General features: G+C 70.2%; 12 protein-coding genes. 9 read left to right on the forward strand and 3 right to left on the reverse strand.

The annotated features are described in order from the left end of the window. Window positions 1-94 precede the first annotated feature (94 nt). The 9 genes from KW83_RS09925 to KW83_RS09980 all read left to right on the forward strand — a co-directional run bounded on the left by KW83_RS09925 (window position 95) and on the right by KW83_RS09980 (window position 13,163). The gene (locus KW83_RS09925; protein ID WP_036178011.1) at window positions 95-1,321 is read left to right on the forward strand and encodes an acyl-CoA dehydrogenase family protein; all 1,227 of its coding nucleotides are present in this window, start codon (window positions 95-97) and stop codon (window positions 1,319-1,321) included. After that, on the forward strand, window positions 1,318-2,337 hold the full coding sequence (locus tag KW83_RS09930) for a phosphotransferase family protein (protein ID WP_036178013.1): 1,020 nt from the start codon (window positions 1,318-1,320) through the stop codon (window positions 2,335-2,337). Before KW83_RS09925 ends, KW83_RS09930 begins: the two co-directional genes overlap by 4 nt. Next, complete coding sequence (locus KW83_RS09935; protein ID WP_036178015.1) at window positions 2,330-3,097, forward strand: SDR family NAD(P)-dependent oxidoreductase; 768 nt, start codon at window positions 2,330-2,332, stop codon at window positions 3,095-3,097. Before KW83_RS09930 ends, KW83_RS09935 begins: the two co-directional genes overlap by 8 nt. A gap of 813 nt (window positions 3,098-3,910) precedes the next feature. Next, entirely contained in the window at window positions 3,911-4,765 is an 855-nt protein-coding gene (locus tag KW83_RS09950) for a family 16 glycosylhydrolase (protein ID WP_051928417.1), read from the forward strand. Between the two features lie 181 nt (window positions 4,766-4,946). Then, window positions 4,947-6,227 carry an O-antigen ligase family protein gene (locus tag KW83_RS09955; protein WP_036178021.1) on the forward strand — a complete coding sequence of 427 codons (1,281 nt, stop codon included), beginning with the start codon at window positions 4,947-4,949 and terminating at the stop codon, window positions 6,225-6,227. Window positions 6,228-6,333: 106 nt separating this feature from the next. Continuing rightward, complete coding sequence (locus KW83_RS09960) at window positions 6,334-8,535, forward strand: GumC family protein (protein WP_036178023.1); 2,202 nt, start codon at window positions 6,334-6,336, stop codon at window positions 8,533-8,535. After that, on the forward strand, window positions 8,528-10,186 hold the full coding sequence (locus KW83_RS09965; RefSeq protein ID WP_036178025.1) for an SLBB domain-containing protein: 1,659 nt from the start codon (window positions 8,528-8,530) through the stop codon (window positions 10,184-10,186). The genes KW83_RS09960 and KW83_RS09965 overlap by 8 nt, the downstream gene beginning before the upstream one ends. 891 nt (window positions 10,187-11,077) lie before the next feature. Beyond that, complete coding sequence (locus tag KW83_RS09975) at window positions 11,078-11,776, forward strand: sugar transferase (RefSeq protein WP_051928418.1); 699 nt, start codon at window positions 11,078-11,080, stop codon at window positions 11,774-11,776. Window positions 11,777-11,849: 73 nt separating this feature from the next. Beyond that, window positions 11,850-13,163 carry a glycosyltransferase family 2 protein gene (locus KW83_RS09980; protein ID WP_051928419.1) on the forward strand — a complete coding sequence of 438 codons (1,314 nt, stop codon included), beginning with the start codon at window positions 11,850-11,852 and terminating at the stop codon, window positions 13,161-13,163. A gap of 17 nt (window positions 13,164-13,180) precedes the next feature. Here the strand turns inward: KW83_RS09980 and KW83_RS09985 are convergent, their stop codons facing one another. The 3 genes from KW83_RS09985 to KW83_RS21150 all read right to left on the reverse strand — a co-directional run bounded on the left by KW83_RS09985 (window position 13,181) and on the right by KW83_RS21150 (window position 17,881). After that, on the reverse strand, window positions 13,181-14,179 hold the full coding sequence (locus KW83_RS09985) for a glycosyltransferase family 2 protein (protein WP_036178030.1): 999 nt from the start codon (window positions 14,177-14,179) through the stop codon (window positions 13,181-13,183). Between the two features lie 133 nt (window positions 14,180-14,312). Further along, window positions 14,313-14,561 carry a hypothetical protein gene (locus KW83_RS09990; RefSeq protein WP_161785483.1) on the reverse strand — a complete coding sequence of 83 codons (249 nt, stop codon included), beginning with the start codon at window positions 14,559-14,561 and terminating at the stop codon, window positions 14,313-14,315. Window positions 14,562-14,734: 173 nt separating this feature from the next. Beyond that, window positions 14,735-17,881 (reverse strand): glycosyltransferase, encoded by a 3,147-nt coding sequence (locus KW83_RS21150; RefSeq protein WP_152563555.1) that lies wholly within the window; start codon window positions 17,879-17,881, stop codon window positions 14,735-14,737. Between the last annotated feature and the right edge of the window lie 45 nt (window positions 17,882-17,926).

Raw genomic sequence — 17,926 nt, forward strand, 5'->3', positions numbered from 1 at the left:
ACCATAGTCGCGCCGGGCGGCGGCGCACAGGGGGCGGGCTGGCCCGTGGCGGTGTTTGCGGCTACCTCTGTCCAGGAGGTCAGGGAGGGCACGCATGTTTCTGGGAGCGACCGACAGGGTCCGGCCGTTGATCGACCGGGTGGCCGCGATGATCGCGGATGAGATCGCCCCGCTGGATGCGGAGTACCACGCCGAAGTGGGGCGGCATCCGTCGGGCGATCCGTTCGCGCTGACCGAACGGCAGGTCGAGATCCTCGACGGGCTGAAATCCCGCGCGAGGGAGCGGGGCCTGTGGAACTTCTGGCTGACCGGCAGCGATGCCGGCTACGGGCTGAGCACGGTGGAATACGCCCATCTGGCCGAGGAGATGGGCAAGGTTCCCATCGCCGCGGAGGTGTTCAACTGCTCGGCCCCCGATACCGGCAACATGGAGGTGTTCGAGCGCTACGGAACGCAGGCGCACAAGACGCGCTGGCTGGCGCCGCTGCTGGAGGGGCGGATCCGCTCTGCCTATCTGATGACCGAGCCGGACGTGGCGTCCTCTGACGCCACGCAGATCGCCATGGCGGCGGTGCGGGAGGGCGGGGACTACGTCCTGGACGGTGAGAAATGGTGGGCCAGCGGGGCGGGGGATCCGCGCTGCGCGGTCTATATCGTGATGGCCCGCACCGATCCCGACGGCCCGCGCCACGCGCGCCATTCCATGTTCGTCGTCGCCGCCGACACCCCCGGCATAGAGATCCTGCGCCCGATGCGCGTCTTCGGCGACCCGGACGCGCCGCACGGCCACATGCACATCCGCTTCACCGGCGTGCGCGTCGCCGCCGACGATCTGATCCTGGGCGCGGGCCGCGGCTTCGAGGTGGCGCAGGGCCGGCTGGGTCCGGGACGCATCCACCACTGCATGCGCGCGATCGGCCAGGCCGAGGCGGCGCTGGCCCTGATGTGCCGCCGGGCGCTGTCGCGCGAGGCGTTCGGCAAGCCGCTGGCGGAACTGGGCGCGAATTACGACATCATCGCCAACGCCCGCATGGAGATCGAGCAGGCGCGGCTTCTGTGCCTCAAGGCGGCCTGGATGATGGACACCGAAGGCACGCGCGCGGCGCAGCCCTGGATCAGCCAGATCAAGGTGGTCGCCCCGCTGATGGCGCTGAAGGTCGTGGACGAGGCGATCCAGATGCACGGCGGTCAGGGCATCAGCCAGGACACGCCCCTGGCGCGGATGTGGACGCATCTGCGCACCCTGCGCTTTGCCGACGGTCCCGACGCGGTGCACCGCCGGCAGGTGGCGCGTCACGAGCTGAGGACGTACCGCACATGAGCGATCTGATCGACGAGGGCGCCGTGGCGCGCTGGCTGGACGGGCAAGGGATCGCCCTCAACGGCGCGCTGACCGCGCAGCGGCTGACCGGCGGGCAGTCGAACCCGACCTTCCTGCTCTGCGCCGGGGACCGCCGCATGGTGCTGCGCCGCAAGCCGCCGGGGGATCTGCTGAAGTCGGCCCATGCGGTGGACCGGGAGTTCCGCGTGATGCGGGCGCTCGCCGACAGCGCGGTGCCGGTGCCGCGGATGCTGGCGCTCTGCGAGGATGAGAGCGTCATCGGCAAGATGTTCTACGTCATGGATCACGTGGAGGGGCGCAGCTTCGACGACCCTAGGGTGCCCGGGGTGGACCGCGCGGCGCGCGCGGCGATCTACGATGAGCTGGCGCGGGTGCTGGCGGCGATCCACGGCGTCGATGTCGCGGCGGCGGGACTGGAGGACTACGGACCCGAAGGCGACTATTTCGCCCGGCAGATCGGCCGCTGGACCAAGCAGTACCGCGCGTCCGAGACGGGAACGGTGCCGGACATGGACCGGCTGATCGACTGGCTCGACGCGAATCGCCCGCCCGACGACGGCCGGCGGACCCTGGTCCACGGCGACTACCGGATCGACAACCTGCTGTTCGCGCCGGACGCGGCCCGGGCGGTGGCGGTGCTGGACTGGGAGCTGTCCACCCTGGGCCATCCCTTCGCGGATCTGGCCGCGCTGCTGATGCAATGGCGGATGCCGGCGGGGCCGGAGGGGCGCGGGCTGGCCGGCGTGGACCGCGACGCGCTTGGCATCCCCGCCGACGCGGCCTTCGTTGAGACCTACGCCGCACGGATGGGAATAGCGGAGATGCCGGCGATGAATTTCTATCTGGCCTTCGCGTTCTTCCGCATGGGCGCGATCCTGCAGGGGGTCAAGAAACGCGCGCTGGACGGCAATGCCAGCGACCCCGAGCGCGGTCTGAAACTGGGCGAGAACGTGCCGCTCTTCGCCGCCGGCGGGCTGGAGGCCGCCCGTGGCTGAGGGATTCGCGGGCCTGTCGGTGCTGCTGACCGGCGCCGCCTCCGGGCTGGGGGCGGCGGCGGCGCGGGCCTTCGCCGGGCAGGGCGCGCGGCTGACGCTGGTCGATCTGGACCCCGGTGTAGAGTCGGTGGCGGCCCCCCTGGGCGCCCGCGCGGTCGTGGCGGACGTCAGCGACGAGGCGGCGGCGCGGGACATGGTGGCTGCCGTGCTGGACGCGCACGGGCGGATCGACGTCGCCGTGAACAATGCCGGGATCGGCGGTGCGATGGCGCCGCTCACGGCGATCCCGGTCGAGGAATTCGATCGGATCATGGCGGTCAACGCGCGCGGCGTGTTCCTGGGCATGAAACACCAGCTGCCGCCGATGATCGCGGCGGGCAAGGGCGCGATCCTGAACGTGGCTTCCGCCGCGGGGCTGGTGGGCGCGGGACGGCTGGCGGCCTATGCGGCGTCGAAACACGCGGTGGTCGGGCTGACCCGCTCGGCGGCGGATGAGGTCGCGCGGCACGGGATCCGGGTCAATGCGCTCTGCCCGTCGTTCACCGCAACACCGCTGTTCGAGGCGATGGCCGACGGGATCGCGGAGCGGCACGGGGTGTCGCGCGGCGACGCGACGGCCCGGACGCTGTCGCGGGTTCCCATGGGCCGGATCGCGGCCCCCGGGGAGATCGTGCAGGCGATGCTCTGGGCCTGCGCGCCGGACAACACGTTCTTCACCGGACAGGCGCTGGCGCTGGACGGAGGGCTGACGGCGGTCTGACGCCGCACGGCCCCGCCCCCTTGGCACGCTCGGCGGCTCCGGCCGCACCGGGGAGTCCGGATACCTCATAAGGTGTTCGCCGCCGTTGGTCCGCATGTCAGGATGCTGTTCAGCCTGCGCGAACCGGCCAACCGGGCGCTCTTGAATACCGGTTTCCTGCTGCGCAGCGGACGGACGCACCTGAGCCTTGAGGCGGCGCGTGGGTCGAACGGCCGATCGTCCGCCGTTCGGGCCCTCGCGCCCGGCTGCGGGGGGTCCGCGACGCGCTGGGCGCGGACCGCCTGCCGGTGACCGTGTGCGCGCGGTTCCTCGCCGACCGCCGGGACCATACGGCGGGCCTGCCGGCTGTCCGGACCCGCCGCCGATGGCGCTGGACGGTGCCGAGACATGGCACAACCGCACGTGGACTCCGCGCCGTTGGAACACGATGTTGCGACTGAACCGGATCGGGCGGTCCCGGTCCGCGCCCGCAACGCGCGTCCTTGCGCGGCCCATGGACCGCTGCGATTGCGGCTGGACGACCGGGCCTGTCGGCGCTGGTGCCGGTCCGCGTCGGCGCGGATTGCGCCCGAGGATACGCCGCACGTGGAGATGCGGAGCGCCACGCGAACGTCTCTGCGCCGTCACCTTCCGGACCGCGGCGCGGGCCTGTCGGACCTGCACCGCCGGATCCCGGGACGGGTCCGGGCGGGCTTCACGGGCCATAACCTGCGGTAACCATGTCGGCGCGGACGGTCTTGTTGCATTCGGCAGGCTTGCCTAGATTGTCGGCCGCGGGCGTCCGGAACCCGTTGCTACATAGGCGATCCTGTCATGCGCGCCCCTGTCGGCCTTGTCCTGGCGTTCTGCGCCGCCCTGTCCGCACCCGCCCGGGCCCAGCAGGCCGCGGGCGACGCGGACGCAACCGACGGCGTCCGGGCGGACGGCGCCTTCTTCGACGGGTTCGACGGGCTCGACCGCGACAGGTGGTATGTCTCCGACGGCTGGACGAACGGCGACCATCAGAGTTGTCTGTGGCAGCAGGACCGCGTCCGCGTCGCGGACGGCCGGCTGCGGCTGTCGCTGGAGTCCTTGCCCGGAGGCGATCCGCCGCTGGCCTGCGCCGAGATCCAGTCCAACGCGCGCTTCGCCTACGGCACGTTCGAGGCGCGGATGAAGGTGCCCTATGCGGTCGGCCTGAACGCCAATATGTTCACCTACATCGGTCCGCCCCAGAACAAGCCGCACCAGGAGATCGACTTCGAGTTCATCGCGCCCGACGGGCCGTCGCTGCAGACCAACGTGCATTTCGACGGGCAGGATCCGCGTCCGGAGCTTCTGGAGATGGAAGAAGACGGCGCGTTCCGCACCTATTCGATGATCTGGGAGCCGGAGCGGATCCGCTGGTTCATCGACGGGGTCCAGATCCGCGAAGCGCGCGGCGGCAGCATCCCGGACGAGGCGCAGAAGCTCTATCTGAGCCTGTGGTCCAGCGACCGGCTGACCGGCTGGATGGGCGATTTCGAGGCCCGGAATGCGCCGCAGGTGCTGGAGGTCGACTGGGTGGCCTACAGCCCGCCGGGGTCGGACTGCCGGTTCGAGGGGTCGGTGCTGTGCGGCGACGCCGCGGCGGACCGGCGGGACGGCGCCGACGCGGGCGACCCGGGCGGGGCGCGTCCGGAAGGCTGACGCTTTCGGATAATCCCGGTGTGATATGGCCAGGATCGGGCCGCGGGACTTGCGGCGCGGCCCGATTGCGGCCACGAGCGCGGTGGACCGGGCCTCCGGCCGCAGCCCGGAAGGCACCCCCCGGGCCGCGGCGGCGACGACACGGCGCCACGGCCAGGATACGGAACGAGGAAGACCGACGTTGAAGATTCCCAAGGACATCATCGTGGACCCCGCGCGGAACACGGCCTATGTGGTGCCCGCGGTCGCGCTGTCGCTGTTCGTCTTCGCCTATTCGATCCGGTTCGGTCAGATCTCTATTCTGGCCTTTTACGCCGTGTGGTTCCTGCCGCTGGTCGTCGCGCCGCGCATCCTGCTGGTCCGGCCCTGGGCCGTCGCGCTGCTGCTGATCGTGCCGGGGGTGTTCGCGGCCTCTACCCTGTGGAGCGACGCGTCGGCCACCACCCTGCGCGCCGGCATCCAGTACGGGACAACCGTGGTCTGCGCGCTGATCGCCGCCCGCATCGTGTCGGTGCCGAACCTGGCCCTGGGCGGCACGATCGGCGGACTGCTCGTGCTGCTCTATTCCGCGGCGAACGGGGGCTATTCCTTCGACTACATCGACGGAAGCTACGCGTTCAACGGCGCGTTCTCTTCCAAGAACCAGCTGGGCTATTACGCCACGCTGTCCATCCTCTTCGCCTCCTCGCTGGTGTGGGGGTTCCGCAGCCGCGCGCTGCTCTACCCGCTGGCCGCGGCCGTCACGGTCCTGGGGATCGTCATGCTCCTGATGTCGAATTCGGCGACGTCGCTGCTGTCGGCCTTCGCGGCCTTCGGGGCGATCGCGCTGGCCGGCACGCTGCCGAGGCTGGCCCCCGGACCGCGCCGCGCCGCGGTGACGCTGGTCCTGAGCGGCGGGGTGGCCATGGGGCTGGCCGCCTACCGGCTGGGGGCCTTCGACGCGGTGCTTGGCGCCTTCGGCAAGGATTCCACCCTGACAGGCCGCACCTATCTGTGGAACCAGGCGCTGACCTTCGGGGCGGAGCAGCCGTTCCTGGGGATCGGCTACAGCGCCTTCTGGGTGCGGGGCCGACCGGAGGCGGAGACCCTTTGGGAGACATTCTATATCACCGGCCGCACCGGGTTCCACTTTCACAACCTGCTGATCGAGACCTATGTCGGCACCGGGCTTCTGGGCCTGGCGCTGGTGGCCGCGCTGTGCGTGCTGCTGTTCGTGCTGCCGATCTCGGCCACGCTGGGGCCGGCACCGGACGGGTCGGTCATGCTCTGCACCGGCCTGTCGGTGCTCTTTCTGGTGCGCTCCGTGGCAGAGGTGGATTTCGTGACGCCCTACACGGCGGGCACCTTTCTGGTGCCGTTCATCATCCTCTATCTGACCGACCGATCCGCAGTGCTCGGACGGGCGGTGCGGCGGGCCCGGGCGGTGCGGACCGCCGGCCGTCTGCCGGAGTTCGCCCGATGACCGCCCGCCGCCGCCTTTTCGCGCCGCCCCGCGTCGCGTCCCTTCCCTGCCGGACGGCGCGCATCCGCGCGATCCCGGCCGTGCAAGACCGCTCGGAGACTTCGACATGACCTCACCCGTACAGGACCGTCCCATCGCCTGGACAAGGGCGAACCCCGATCCGCTGGCCGGTTACGACGACGAGGCGCGGATCGACCTGGGCGCCGTCGTTCGCGCGATGCGGCGGCAGGTGGTACTGGTCACGGTATGCGCCCTGGCCGGGATCGCGATCGCGGTGCTGATGATCCTGGGCTCCGTCCCCCGCTACACCGCCGTAGAGACGGTGCTGCTGGACGAGGACCGGGCCGATCTGCTGAACGAGGTGTCGCCGCTGCCGAACGTGGTCCGCTCCGACACCGCGGTGCAGTCCGAGATCCAGATCATCCAGTCGCGCGCCCTGGCCTATCAGGTGGTGGACCGGCTGAACCTGGACGAGGACGCGGATTTCCTGTCCCCGCCGGTCGGTGCCACGCAAAAGGTCATCGGCTCTATCGGGGCGCTGACCGATCCCCTCGCGCGGCTGATCTCTCCGGCGCCGCCGGAACGGCCGGCCGATGCCGGCGCGGACGCCGGCAGTACCGGAACGAGCGCCGAGCAAGAGGCCCTGGGGATCGAGGCGACAGACCGCGACCGCGCCGCGGAGATCTTGCGCGCGCGGCTGGGTGCCTCGCGCGCCGGGCGCAGCCTGGTGATCGAGATCAGCTATCGCGGCTACGATCCGATGCGCGCGGCGCTGATCGCGCGGGGCTACGGCGCCGCCTATGAGCGGTTCCAGCTGGAAAACACGACCGAGGTCGCAAGCTCTGCCGAAACATGGCTGCGCGAACGGCTCAAGCGGCTGGAGCAGCAGAGCATCGACGCCGCGGCGGCCGTGCAGGAATTCCGCTCCAAGAACAACCTGATGCAGGCGCGCGGCAACCTGTTGACCGAACAGCAGCAGTCCGAACTGGCAAGCGAACTGGTCGCCGCTGCGGCGGATGCGGCCGAGGCCTCCGCGCAGCTGGAAAGCATGGAATCGCTGCTGGAACGGGCCGCGAACGGCGAGGATATCGTGACCGTGCCCCTGGCCGAGGGCAGCCTGCGCTCGAACGTCGAGGAGTTGCGGCGCGAATATTTCGACGCGCGCCTGCGCTACCGCCGGCTGATCGAGCAATACGGCGAGGATCACCCCCAGGCCCAGGGCCTGAAGGGCAGCATCGAGGATCTGCGCCAGGCGATCCAGCTGGAACTGGAGCAGGCGACCGAGGCGGCGCGGGTCGCCTACAACGTCGCCAGGAGCCGTGAGGAATCTCTGCGCACGAACCTGGACACGGCCACCGACACCACCAACGCGGGCGATGCCCTGCGCGGCCGGCTCCAGCAGCTCGAGGCGATCTCCGAGACCTACAGCCAGGTGTATCGCGACTATCTCTCCCGGCTGGAGGTCACGCTGCAGCAGCAGGGTTTTCCCATCGCGTCGGTCAAGGTGATCTCACAGGCGGAGGTGCCCGACGGCGCCTCCAGCCCGCAGAAAAAGGCGATGTTGCTGTCGGGGATGCTGCTGGGCGGCTTCATCGGCCTGATGATCGGCGCGATCTGGGAGCTTCTCCCCAAGCCCGTGCGCACGGGCAGCACCCTGAGCCGGGACACCGGCCTGCCCTGCGTGGGACTGCTGCCGACCGGGCGCGGCGCCTCCGGGTCGGACCGGGTGCGCCGCCGGACGGTGGAGCGGCTGGCCCAGGTCTGCGAGGCGCGCCTGCAGCCCGACCGGGGCACGCTGATCGGGCTGGCGCCGCTGACGGCGGATCTGGACAGGCCCGACGAACTGCCCGCTGCGCTGGCCGCGCGGCTGTCGCGCCAGGGCGCCCGCAAGGTGCTGCTGATCCGCGACGGTGCCGACGGCGACAAGCTGGGCCAGTCCGCCGACGGGACGCATGAGGCGATCGGCCTGTCGCAAATGCTGGCGAGCTATGCGCCGGACACCGATCACGCCGGCGCCGATGTCGCGCGGATGGTCGAGGATCTGCGCCAGGAATACGATGTCGTGCTGTTGCAGATGCAACCCCTGGCCCGTACCGCGGCAAGCGATCCCAATGCCTGGGCCTACGACCTGACGCTGCTCAGGGTGCCATGGGGGCAGGTCCAGCCCGGTTTCGTCACGGATGCGCTGCGCGACCACCCGCGGTTCACGGAGCGGCTGGAGACGACCGTCCTGGAAGATGCCGAACTGTCCCGGGCCCGCAAGTACATGCGCCGCGGCAGCTACGAGGAGCTGGCGACCCATGCGTGACCGCTTCGTTTCGCCGCGTACCGTTCGGCCGCGTCCGGCCCGGATCCTGCGCGCGCCGCTGCTCTGCGCCGCACTGCTCTGGGCGGCGACCGCGCCCGCCGTCCTGGCGCAGGCCGGGGGGGCGGGAGAGGCTGCGCCCGTGCTGTCGGCGGAGGGGACGCTGGAGCCGGGACAGACCGTCGAGATCCGGATCGGCCGCTGGGACCCGGTGGAGGAGGCGTTCGTCTCCTGGGACGGCCTGGGCGGGCGGTTCCTCATCGGGCCGGAGGGGGTGCTGACCCTGCCCGTGGCCGGCGCATTCGAGGTGACGGACCTGTCGCCCGCCGCGCTCGCCGACAAGATCTCCGCCCAGTTGCAGGGCCGCCTGGGGACGCGGGGGGATGTGCAGGCGATCGTCACCATCGCCGCCTTCGCGCCGATCTACGTGCTGGGCGACGTCCGCGCGCCCGGTGCCTATACCCACACGCCGGGGATGACCGTGCTGCAGGCGCTGACGCTGGCCGGCGGGCTCGACACGCCCGGCGCGCAGCTGTTGCAGGGCGGGCGCAACGCGCTGACCTCCATCGGCACGTATCAGGTGCTTCAATTCGACCTTTTGCGCCGCCTGGCGACGCTGGCCCGCCTTCGGGCCGAGCTGAACGACACCGAGATCGACCCGCCGCAGGAGCTGTCGGGCGCGACCATGGGCACGGAGCTGATCGCCCAGGAACGGGAGATCCTGCAGGCGCGCCAAACGGCCCTGCGCTCGAACCTGTCGCAGATCGACGACCTGGAGACACTGCTGGAACGGCAGATCGCCCAGCTCGACACCCAGGTGACTCTGCGCGAGGAGCAGCTTGCCCTGCTGGAGGACAACCTGGCCAACGTACAGAACCTGCTGGAACGGGGGCTGACGACCGCCGACCGCGGCGACAGCCTGCAGCGCCAGGTGGCCGATCAGCGGATCCGGCTGCTGGAACTGGAAACCGCGCGGCTCAACGCCGAGCAGCGGCTGAACGAAGCCGGGCGCGACCGGCTTGACCTGACCAACGAGCGGCGCCGGGAACTGGTGGAGGGCGCGAAGGACCAGGAGGCGGCGATCCGAGAGCTTCGGATCAAGATGGAGACGGAGGCGGCGCTGTTCGCCGAATCGTCGCGGACCGGGACGCGGATCGTGAACCTGCTGGACGGCGCCGAGGCCCGGATGGAGGTCACGCGCGTCGCGGACGGTAAGAGCACGACGATGCCGGTCGCGCGGTCCGACAGGATCCGCGGCGGTGATGTGCTCGAGGTGATCCTGCCGGCGCCGGCGACCACGTTCGGCGGGACCGCCCCGCCGCGAATCCCGGACGCGGGCGGCACGGGCCCGGAGGGCACGGAGCCGAGCGGGACCGGCGGTCCGCGCATGGACCTCCCCGGACCCGGCCCTGGCGCCGCGGACGAAAACCCGCCGCAGCCCGGTGCCGCGGGCGAGAGCCTGCCGGAGTCCGACCGGGCCGGCGCAGACGTGCCCGGCTCCGACACCGGGACCGCGGACCCGCCCCGCGTTGGCGCCGGGACCGCGGACCCGCCCGTTCCGATGCCGGAGGCGGCCGGGTCTGGCGCACCCCCCCGGCCGGACCGCCCGGCGTCCGCGACGGACGGCGCGGCGGCAGGGCGGACCGCCGACTAGGACGCGCGCCGAGGTCGCGGTTACGGCGTCCGGCTTAGCCGGGCGTCCGGGCCAGGGTTTCGACGAGCCCGTCGATCTGTCCCTGCGGTCCCATGTTCGGCCGGGCCGCATGGGCCGGGGCGGCGCGGGACGCGCGGTCATAAGCTTCCGGGTCATGCCACAGGGTGCGGCGGCCCGGTCCCTTGCGGGCGCAGCCCGCTTTGGCAGCACGCCGCCAGGACCGACCGCTTCCGGCAAGCGGCGCGGACGGAACCAAAAGGCGGGACTGGCACAAGACGACATCGGCGCAGACGTGCCGCACCACGCAACCGGCGACCTTTCAGGCGAACCAGGCGCGGTGGATCGGGCAGCCCTGGCGGTCGTCGTTGTTCCGGGTCGGGAACAGGATCCGCCCTGCGACGTTTGCTGGTTAACGACGGCGAAGGAACATTTCGACCTGGTAAACTTGTGCGGCCGTAATTTCACCCCGGTCGGGTTGCAGCCCGGTATTTGGACACAATCTAGGGGAGTGAAACGCGGCATCCAGAGGCGGTCGAAGAATCAGCTGTCGGGACGGACAGGGGGCGAAGATGAGGGGTGAGACTGCCATGAAACGGATGAGCGAATTTCCGCGCGCCACTGCATGTCGCCCAGATGTTGGGCGTGATGCGCAATTCTTGCGTAAACGACGACCCACCTTTGGGGTGGGCGGGGCATTTAGCCTACGGGCTTTGCATCAGCAGCATTTGATGTAGATAACGGATGAAAAGGTGCCGCACGGAGAGCCGGCCGGAGAGCATGTCCGTCATGCCTCTGCGCAACATGGTTGAAAACCGTAAGGGCAACCGCGAAGAGAGCAATTCGAGGTTGGAGTCGGTTTGACTGCGGCCTTCAGGATCTAGGATGTAAACGATGAAGAGTATTCAAACTGTTCCGTTCAGGGTCGGTCCCCGCGCCCGTCATTCCGCCTGGTTTCCCGCGAAGGTCGTGGACCGGCCCGTGGGCGGGATGTTGAAACGGACGACGGATGTGGTCGCCTCCGCGCTCATCCTGGTGCTGCTGGCACCGCTGATCGCCGGTCTTGCGCTGCTGATCCATCTCAGTTCGCCCGGTGGCGTGTTCTACGGACATTGGCGGGTCGGGCATCGCAACGTCCCGTTCCGCTGCTTCAAGCTGCGGACGATGGTCGCCAATGGAGACGAGGTTCTTGCGCGGCACTTCCAGGCCTTTCCGGAGGCGCGCGCGGAATGGGAAGAAACCCAGAAGCTGCGTGACGACCCCCGCGTGACGCCATTGGGCCGGGTCCTGCGCAAGCTGAGCCTGGATGAGTTGCCGCAGTTCTGGAACGTGCTCAGGGGCGATATGAGCCTGGTCGGGCCACGTCCGGTGCCGCTGGACGAACTGACCCGCTACGGCCGGTCCGCGCGGTTCTACCTGAGCGCCCGTCCCGGCATCACCGGGCTCTGGCAGGTCAGCGGGCGAAGCAACACGACCTATTTGCGCCGCATCGCCTATGACCGGGTGTATGTCTCCAAGCACAGCCCTGGAAGAGACCTGGTTATTCTGGCCCAGACCCTGCCGGCAACCGTTCGGTCCAGCGAAACCGCGTAGGCGCACAGCTCCCGGGTCCGACGGGGTCCGGGAATGCGGCGATTGCGCGACGAAAAAGCAGGCAGCGCTTCGCATGAACGGCTCGAACTCCCGCCGGACCGACGATGGTTCGGCCGATACCGTGTCCGTGATCATGTCGAACTACCGCGGTGCGGCCTATCTGGCGGCCGCGGTCCGGTCCGTCCTGGGGCAGACCCACAACAGGATCGAGCTTATCGTCGCCGACGACGCGTCGGATGACGACAGCGTGGCGATTGTGAACGATATCGCGCGTGAGGATTCCCGGCTAATTCCGGTTGCGCTGACCGTCAACGGCGGTCCCGGCGCCGCGCGGAACGCCGCTTTGGAGCGGGCTCGCGGGGATTGGATCGCGATCGTGGATTCCGACGATATCCTCCACCCCCGACGCATCGAGCGGCTTCTGGCCGCTGCGAAGAGGTTGGAGGCGGACATGATCGCCGACGACATGGTGCAGTTCGGAGACCGGGAGGTTGCCGGCACCACCGTTCTGGGCGGTCGGGACATCGGCGCCTCTCTTACCGTCAGCCCCGCCGCATTCGTGGACAGCGACGGGGTCAGCGCGGGCGTGGCCTCCTTCGGGTATCTCAAGCCGATGATCAGGCGTGCGTTTCTGGGATCCCGTCGCTACAACGCGCGGCTGCGGATCGGAGAGGATTTCGATCTGTGCCTGCGGTTGTTGATCGACGGCGCGCGCTACGCGGTGGTACCGGATCCGACCTATCTCTACAGGCGGCATGCGGGCTCGATCTCTCACCGATTGACGGAGGCCGCCCTGGAAAGCCTGTTGGCCGCGCATGCTGACGCGGTCCGGGCCGCCGCGCGGAGCCGCCCCGCAGATGCGGCACTCCATCGGGCGCTCGACGACCGGGCCGGGCGGCTGGAGCGGGGCCTTGATTACGAAAGACTGGTCCGGGCGATCAAGTCGCGGCAACCCCTGTCGGCGGCCGGGCAGATCCTGCGCCATCCGGCGCTGCTGAGCGACCTGCGCGCCAGCCTTGCGGATCGGCGTGCCAAGGGGCGGATCGATCCGGTGCCGCAGGACCGGGCGCCGCTGACCCTGGTCCTTGGGTCCGCCGCTCGTGCCGCCGATGCGCCCGCCCCCGCCGAAGCGGTTCGCATGGCGGTGCCGCCCCTGCGGTCCCCGGGATCCGCGGACGAGGACGATCACGTGGCGCTCGCCTGTCGGCTGACCGCCCTGGCCGAAGGACGGGCCGTGCGCGTGCTCGCCTTCGGGGCCGAGGGGCTGTGCGCTCTGGGCTATCTGCCGGAATGGGATGCGGCGGTGGTGACGCTTGCCCCGGCCGAGGCCGAGCGGGCGGTGCTCCCGCCGGGAGCCGATCTGGCGGTGCTGCCGCCGGCCGGATAGGGCGGGCGCCGCGGCGCCTATGTCTGCCGGGGGTCGAGAAGCAGCCGAGTGCCACCCTTCGGCAGTACGTCGGCGGCGGTGGCGTTGAGATGCAGCTTGTCCCGGGCGATCTGGGTCGCAATCGGGCCTAGACGGTTGCGGCCGCCCAGGGCGAACCGGATCGCCGCTGCGGCACCGCCCGACCGGCGCAGGTCTAGGAACCTGCGGTGGTCGTGCTTGTGGCGAACCTCCCGCGAGAGGGCGCGCATCCGCGCGGCGACGTCCTCGGGAAGGTCCGGCGCCTTCAGATGCTCCTCTATCCGGGCGTGGAGAACGGCCAGGTCGGCGGTCGCATGGCGCGCGCTGAGAGAGGTCGCGCGGACCGTGGCGGCATATCCCGGCCGCCGCGTCAGTGTCATCCGGGCACCGGCCAGGAACATGCGGACGTAGAGATCGTAATCCTCTCCCAGCCGCATGGACGGCGCATAGCGAAGCCCTTTGCCGGTCAGGAATTCCCGGGACATCACCGGCTTGAGAAAGCCCAACTCTCCCCTCGCGGTGCCCTTGCGGCGCAGATTGCCCTCGACGAATTGGGTCAGGGTCAGGTCGGAGAAATCGGCCGCGATATCGGGCCAATCCGGCGCGGGACCCCCGTCCGGCCTGTCGTCCATGAAAAGGATGTTGTCGGCGGCGAGTTCCCTCGGCGGGCCATTGAGCAGGGTGCGCAGGCGCCCGGGCAGGAAGATGTCGTCCGAATCCAGAACGGCGACGAAGGGCGCCGTTGCCGCGTCCAGACCGCGATTGCGCGCCGCGGCGGGGCCGGCGTTCGTGTCCAGCGCGATGAGCCGGACCCGCGGCGCGCCGGCTGCCTCGGCGCGCGCGACCCTGACCGTGCCGTCCGTGGAGGCGTCGTCGATGACGATGACCTCGGCCGTCTCCGGCTCCGCCAGGGCCGACCGGATGGCACGGCCGAGCGTGCGCTCAGCGTTGTGGCAGGCGACGATGACGCTGACCCGGGGAGATGCCAGCGCGGTCATGACAGCAGTGCCCCTTGGCGCCGGGGCGGTCGCGACGGATCCGGATGCGGACGGGGCACTGTCGATAAGGAAGTGCAGCGCGCCGTGGTCGAACCGAACGCCGGGGTGCGGGACAAGCGACGCGGCGCCGCGATCAGGCGTCCGTGTTTTGCGCTATTCCGTGGGGGTGCGGGTCGTGTCGCGGATAAGGCAGAGCGGAGCGTCCCGACTGCCCTACGACCGCGGCAAGTGCCACGAAGGCCACATAGGCGATCTGCAGGACCACGATCACCGCGACCACGAACACGGTCAGCCGGCCGGGACCGAACCCTGCGGCAAAGCCGAGACCGGCCGCGAGGAGTATCATCGTAACGAGGGCGATCACAAAAACATGAAGGCGCATATTCGATCCGGTTTGGTTCAGGCAGCGCCGATGAAGACCGATCTTCCCCGGCGTCATTCGAGCCTAGACCGGAATGATTAACATTCTCTACCCAAAATTGCTGAACCGATGACTTTTCACGCCCGAGACAATTCGACGTGGGGAACGGGGCAGCCCCGTCCTGCCCGCAAGGGTCAAGCGCCTGTTCCGACACCCGTGCCCTCTCCGTAGATGGTGAGGTCGCGTATCCCGATCAGGGACGAGATCGTGCCGAGATGGAGCGCCCCGCGCAGAAGGTTCGCGTTGCGCCGCTCTGGAAAAGGTACCGTCAGCAGTGCGAAGGCACCGCAATAGGCGACCTTGGCAGCCGCTTTCGCGATCTCTGCCGCGCGGCCGCCGGTACCGCGGTTCTGCCGCCGCAGGCTGCCATGGGTCTGGCCCATGCGGAACCGGCGCTTCAGCAGCCAGCCGAGCCGGACCCGCGAGGGGGCGACAGGCTCATCCAGGCGCGCGGCGGGGGCCAGGGCAAGCCGGGCCCCGGCGCGGGATGCGGCATCGAAAAACGCGGTATCCTCTCCACCGGAGGCGCCGCGCGCCAGATCGAACCGGAGGCCTTCCAGGGCGGGCGACGCAAGGTCCATCAGCACGTTGCAGCTGTGCCCGGCGATGGGCCTGCCGTCGGGGCCGAGTTCCGGGCGCGTGTCGTGGACGCCCAGGCGGCGCATCCAGCTGGGCGCGTGCTCGGGATAGATCGCGCGGATCGGTCCCACCACCACATCGGCGTCGCCCGACGCCATGCGCGCCAGAAGCTCCCGCAGCCAGTGGCGTGGCGCAAGCTCATCGTCGTCGATGAAGGCGAGCCGGCGCAGGCCCCTGCGGCCGACCTCGTCCAGGATGGCGTTCCGCGCCAGGGAGATGTTGCCGGCAGGCGCGTGAAGATAGACGACCCGGTGTTTCGAGCGCGCCGCGAAGGCCTCAACCAGCGACCGCGCGCTGGGGGTCACGTCGTTGTCGGCCACCACGATGGTCAGGGGCACGCCGGCGGGCAGGGATTGCGCGTCGAGCGTGGTCAGCGTGTCGCTGAGCGCAGGCCGGCGGAACGTGCAGACGCCCACGGCGACGCGCTCCCGCGGGATCGGCGCGCCGGCGGACAAGGCCGGCGGAACCGCGTCCCGCCGGGCGAAGGGCGCCGTCAATAGCCGGTACCAGAAGCCCGCCGACCACGCCGCGTGCATGGTGCCGGCGACCGGACCCATGGCCACGGCCAGCGCCTCCCGGTTGGCGATGGCCAGGGCGGCTCCGCCGGCAAGGCAGGCCAGAACCCAGAGCATCGCGGGCAGGGCGAAGGCCGGGTGCAGCGGCGCCAGCGCCAGAAGCGCGATGGCCGGTGCCACGGCGATGGGGATCATCTGGCGGATCCGCGGGGTGATGCGGTGTTTCAGAACCGTCCGAGCACGGCCGCTGCCGAAGCGGAAATACTGGCGCCACAGGGCCTTGAGGGTCCGCCGCGGCACATAGTTCAGCCCGGTGCGGGTCGTGAGCCAGATCCGCCGCCCGGCGCGCGCCAGCCGCAGGTCGAGCTCTGCGTCCTCGTTGTGAGAGAAGCTGTCGTCGTAGCCGCCCACGTCCCGGAACGCGTCGAGCCTGATGAGCGCGTGGTGCCCGTGATCGACGAAGCGGCCGCCGTCGCCTGTCCGGTGCGAGGCGCCGCCGTTGCCGAGGCGGGAGTTCTGCGTCCAGGCGATCGCCTTGTGGAGCGGCGTGGAACCCACCGCCGTCATCGCCACGACGACGCTGTCGGCACCGGTGCGCCGCGCCTCTTCCAGCACGACATCCACGAAATCTTCGGGATAGTCGGAATGGGCGTCGAGCCGCACCAGCGTGTCCATCCCATCCGCGTGGGACGCGCAGGCCAGGTTGATGCCCGCGCTCTGGAGCCGGGCCGGGTTGTCCATCAGGCGGATGTCGAATTCGGGATGCCGGGAGATATGGTCCCGCACGATGTCGCGTGTCCCGTCGCCGGACCCGCCGTCGGCCACGACGATGCGCGCGGCGGCGCCGGCCTTTTTGCGGCGGGCCATGAAGGAGCGCAGCCCGTCGAGCACGCCGCCGATATGGTCGGCCTCCTGCAGCGTCGGGATGACGATGAGCACGCCGCTGTCGGCGCGCGCGTCGCCGGCGGCGGGATCCGCGGGATTTCGTCCGGGCATGTCGTCCACTCCTGTCAGTCTGGCCAGCAGATCCCGCCCATCGGACGCATCGGCCGCCCAGGTTTCGGCCGGTACCGCAGCTTGCGCGACGCGGAGACGGTCGAGATCCTCAAGCGTCACCGCGTCGAAGAGGGCGCGCGTCGCCGCCACGCTCGGCGCATCCAGGACCAGACCGATGCCCAGTTCGCGCATCCGTGCGGCCACCTGGGTGCCGCCGAGGCCGATCGGCGGGACGCCGTTCAGCCCGCTTTCATAGAGCCGGTTGGGCAGCAGCCAGTCGGAATTCTGCCCCTCGTCATAGCGATCCACGAGCCAGGCGAGGTCCACCCCGGCGTAGATTTCCGCCAGATCGTCCGGATACCGGTAGGCACCGCCGAATTCCAGATCCGGGTTGGCGGCCACGACCTCATGGAAGTCCGGTAGCTCGTCCAGGGCGGGACGGCCGCGCAGCACGACCCGGACATGACCCGGTCGCGCGCGTGTCGCGGCGTCGAGACAGGCAAGCGAGAACCGGCAGCGCAGGATCCCGAACCAGCCGACGCGAATGGGCCCGGGCGCGCGCGGCTCGCCCGGGCCGGGCCGGGCGGGCACGGTATCCTCGGCGACCAGCACCTTGTTTTCTACCAGGGTCGCTGGGGCCGCGCATTGTCCGTAGCGGCGGAAATGCCGGTGCAGAAATGCCGGCGAGGAGACGATCAGGTGGTCGACCGCGCGGCAGAGCCGCCGCTCGGCGCGCCGCATCAGCTTGGCCTTGGCGCTGTCGCCGACCAGCAGGCGATGGATGTCGAGCACCTCGTAGACCAGTGGGATGGCGTCCCGGTCGCCGAAGGACGCGCGTAGCGGCACGGCGAGGGCCAGCATCTCAAGGTTGCGGGCCATGACGATATCGGGCCGCGGTATGTCGCTGAGTGCGGGATGCGGCCGCAGGCGCTGGCCGAGCACTGCCAGGGCGCGCTTGACCATGCGGGCGTTTTCCGTCCGGCCAAGGACCAGCGCCTCTTCGGGCAGGGGATCGGTGCCGCGCCGGAAACCGGCCAGCGACACCTCTGCACCGCCAAGCCGCAACATGCGTACGCGACGCCAGACGGCAGCGTCGTCGAGATCGTGCACGAGGTACAGGATTCGGGCCATGTCAGCGAACGCTCAGGATTCGCGGGCGTTCCGGCCCGTTGCGAG

Origin of the sequence: Palleronia rufa, assembly GCF_000743715.1 — a bacterium.
Classification (GTDB): domain Bacteria; phylum Pseudomonadota; class Alphaproteobacteria; order Rhodobacterales; family Rhodobacteraceae; genus Palleronia; species Palleronia rufa.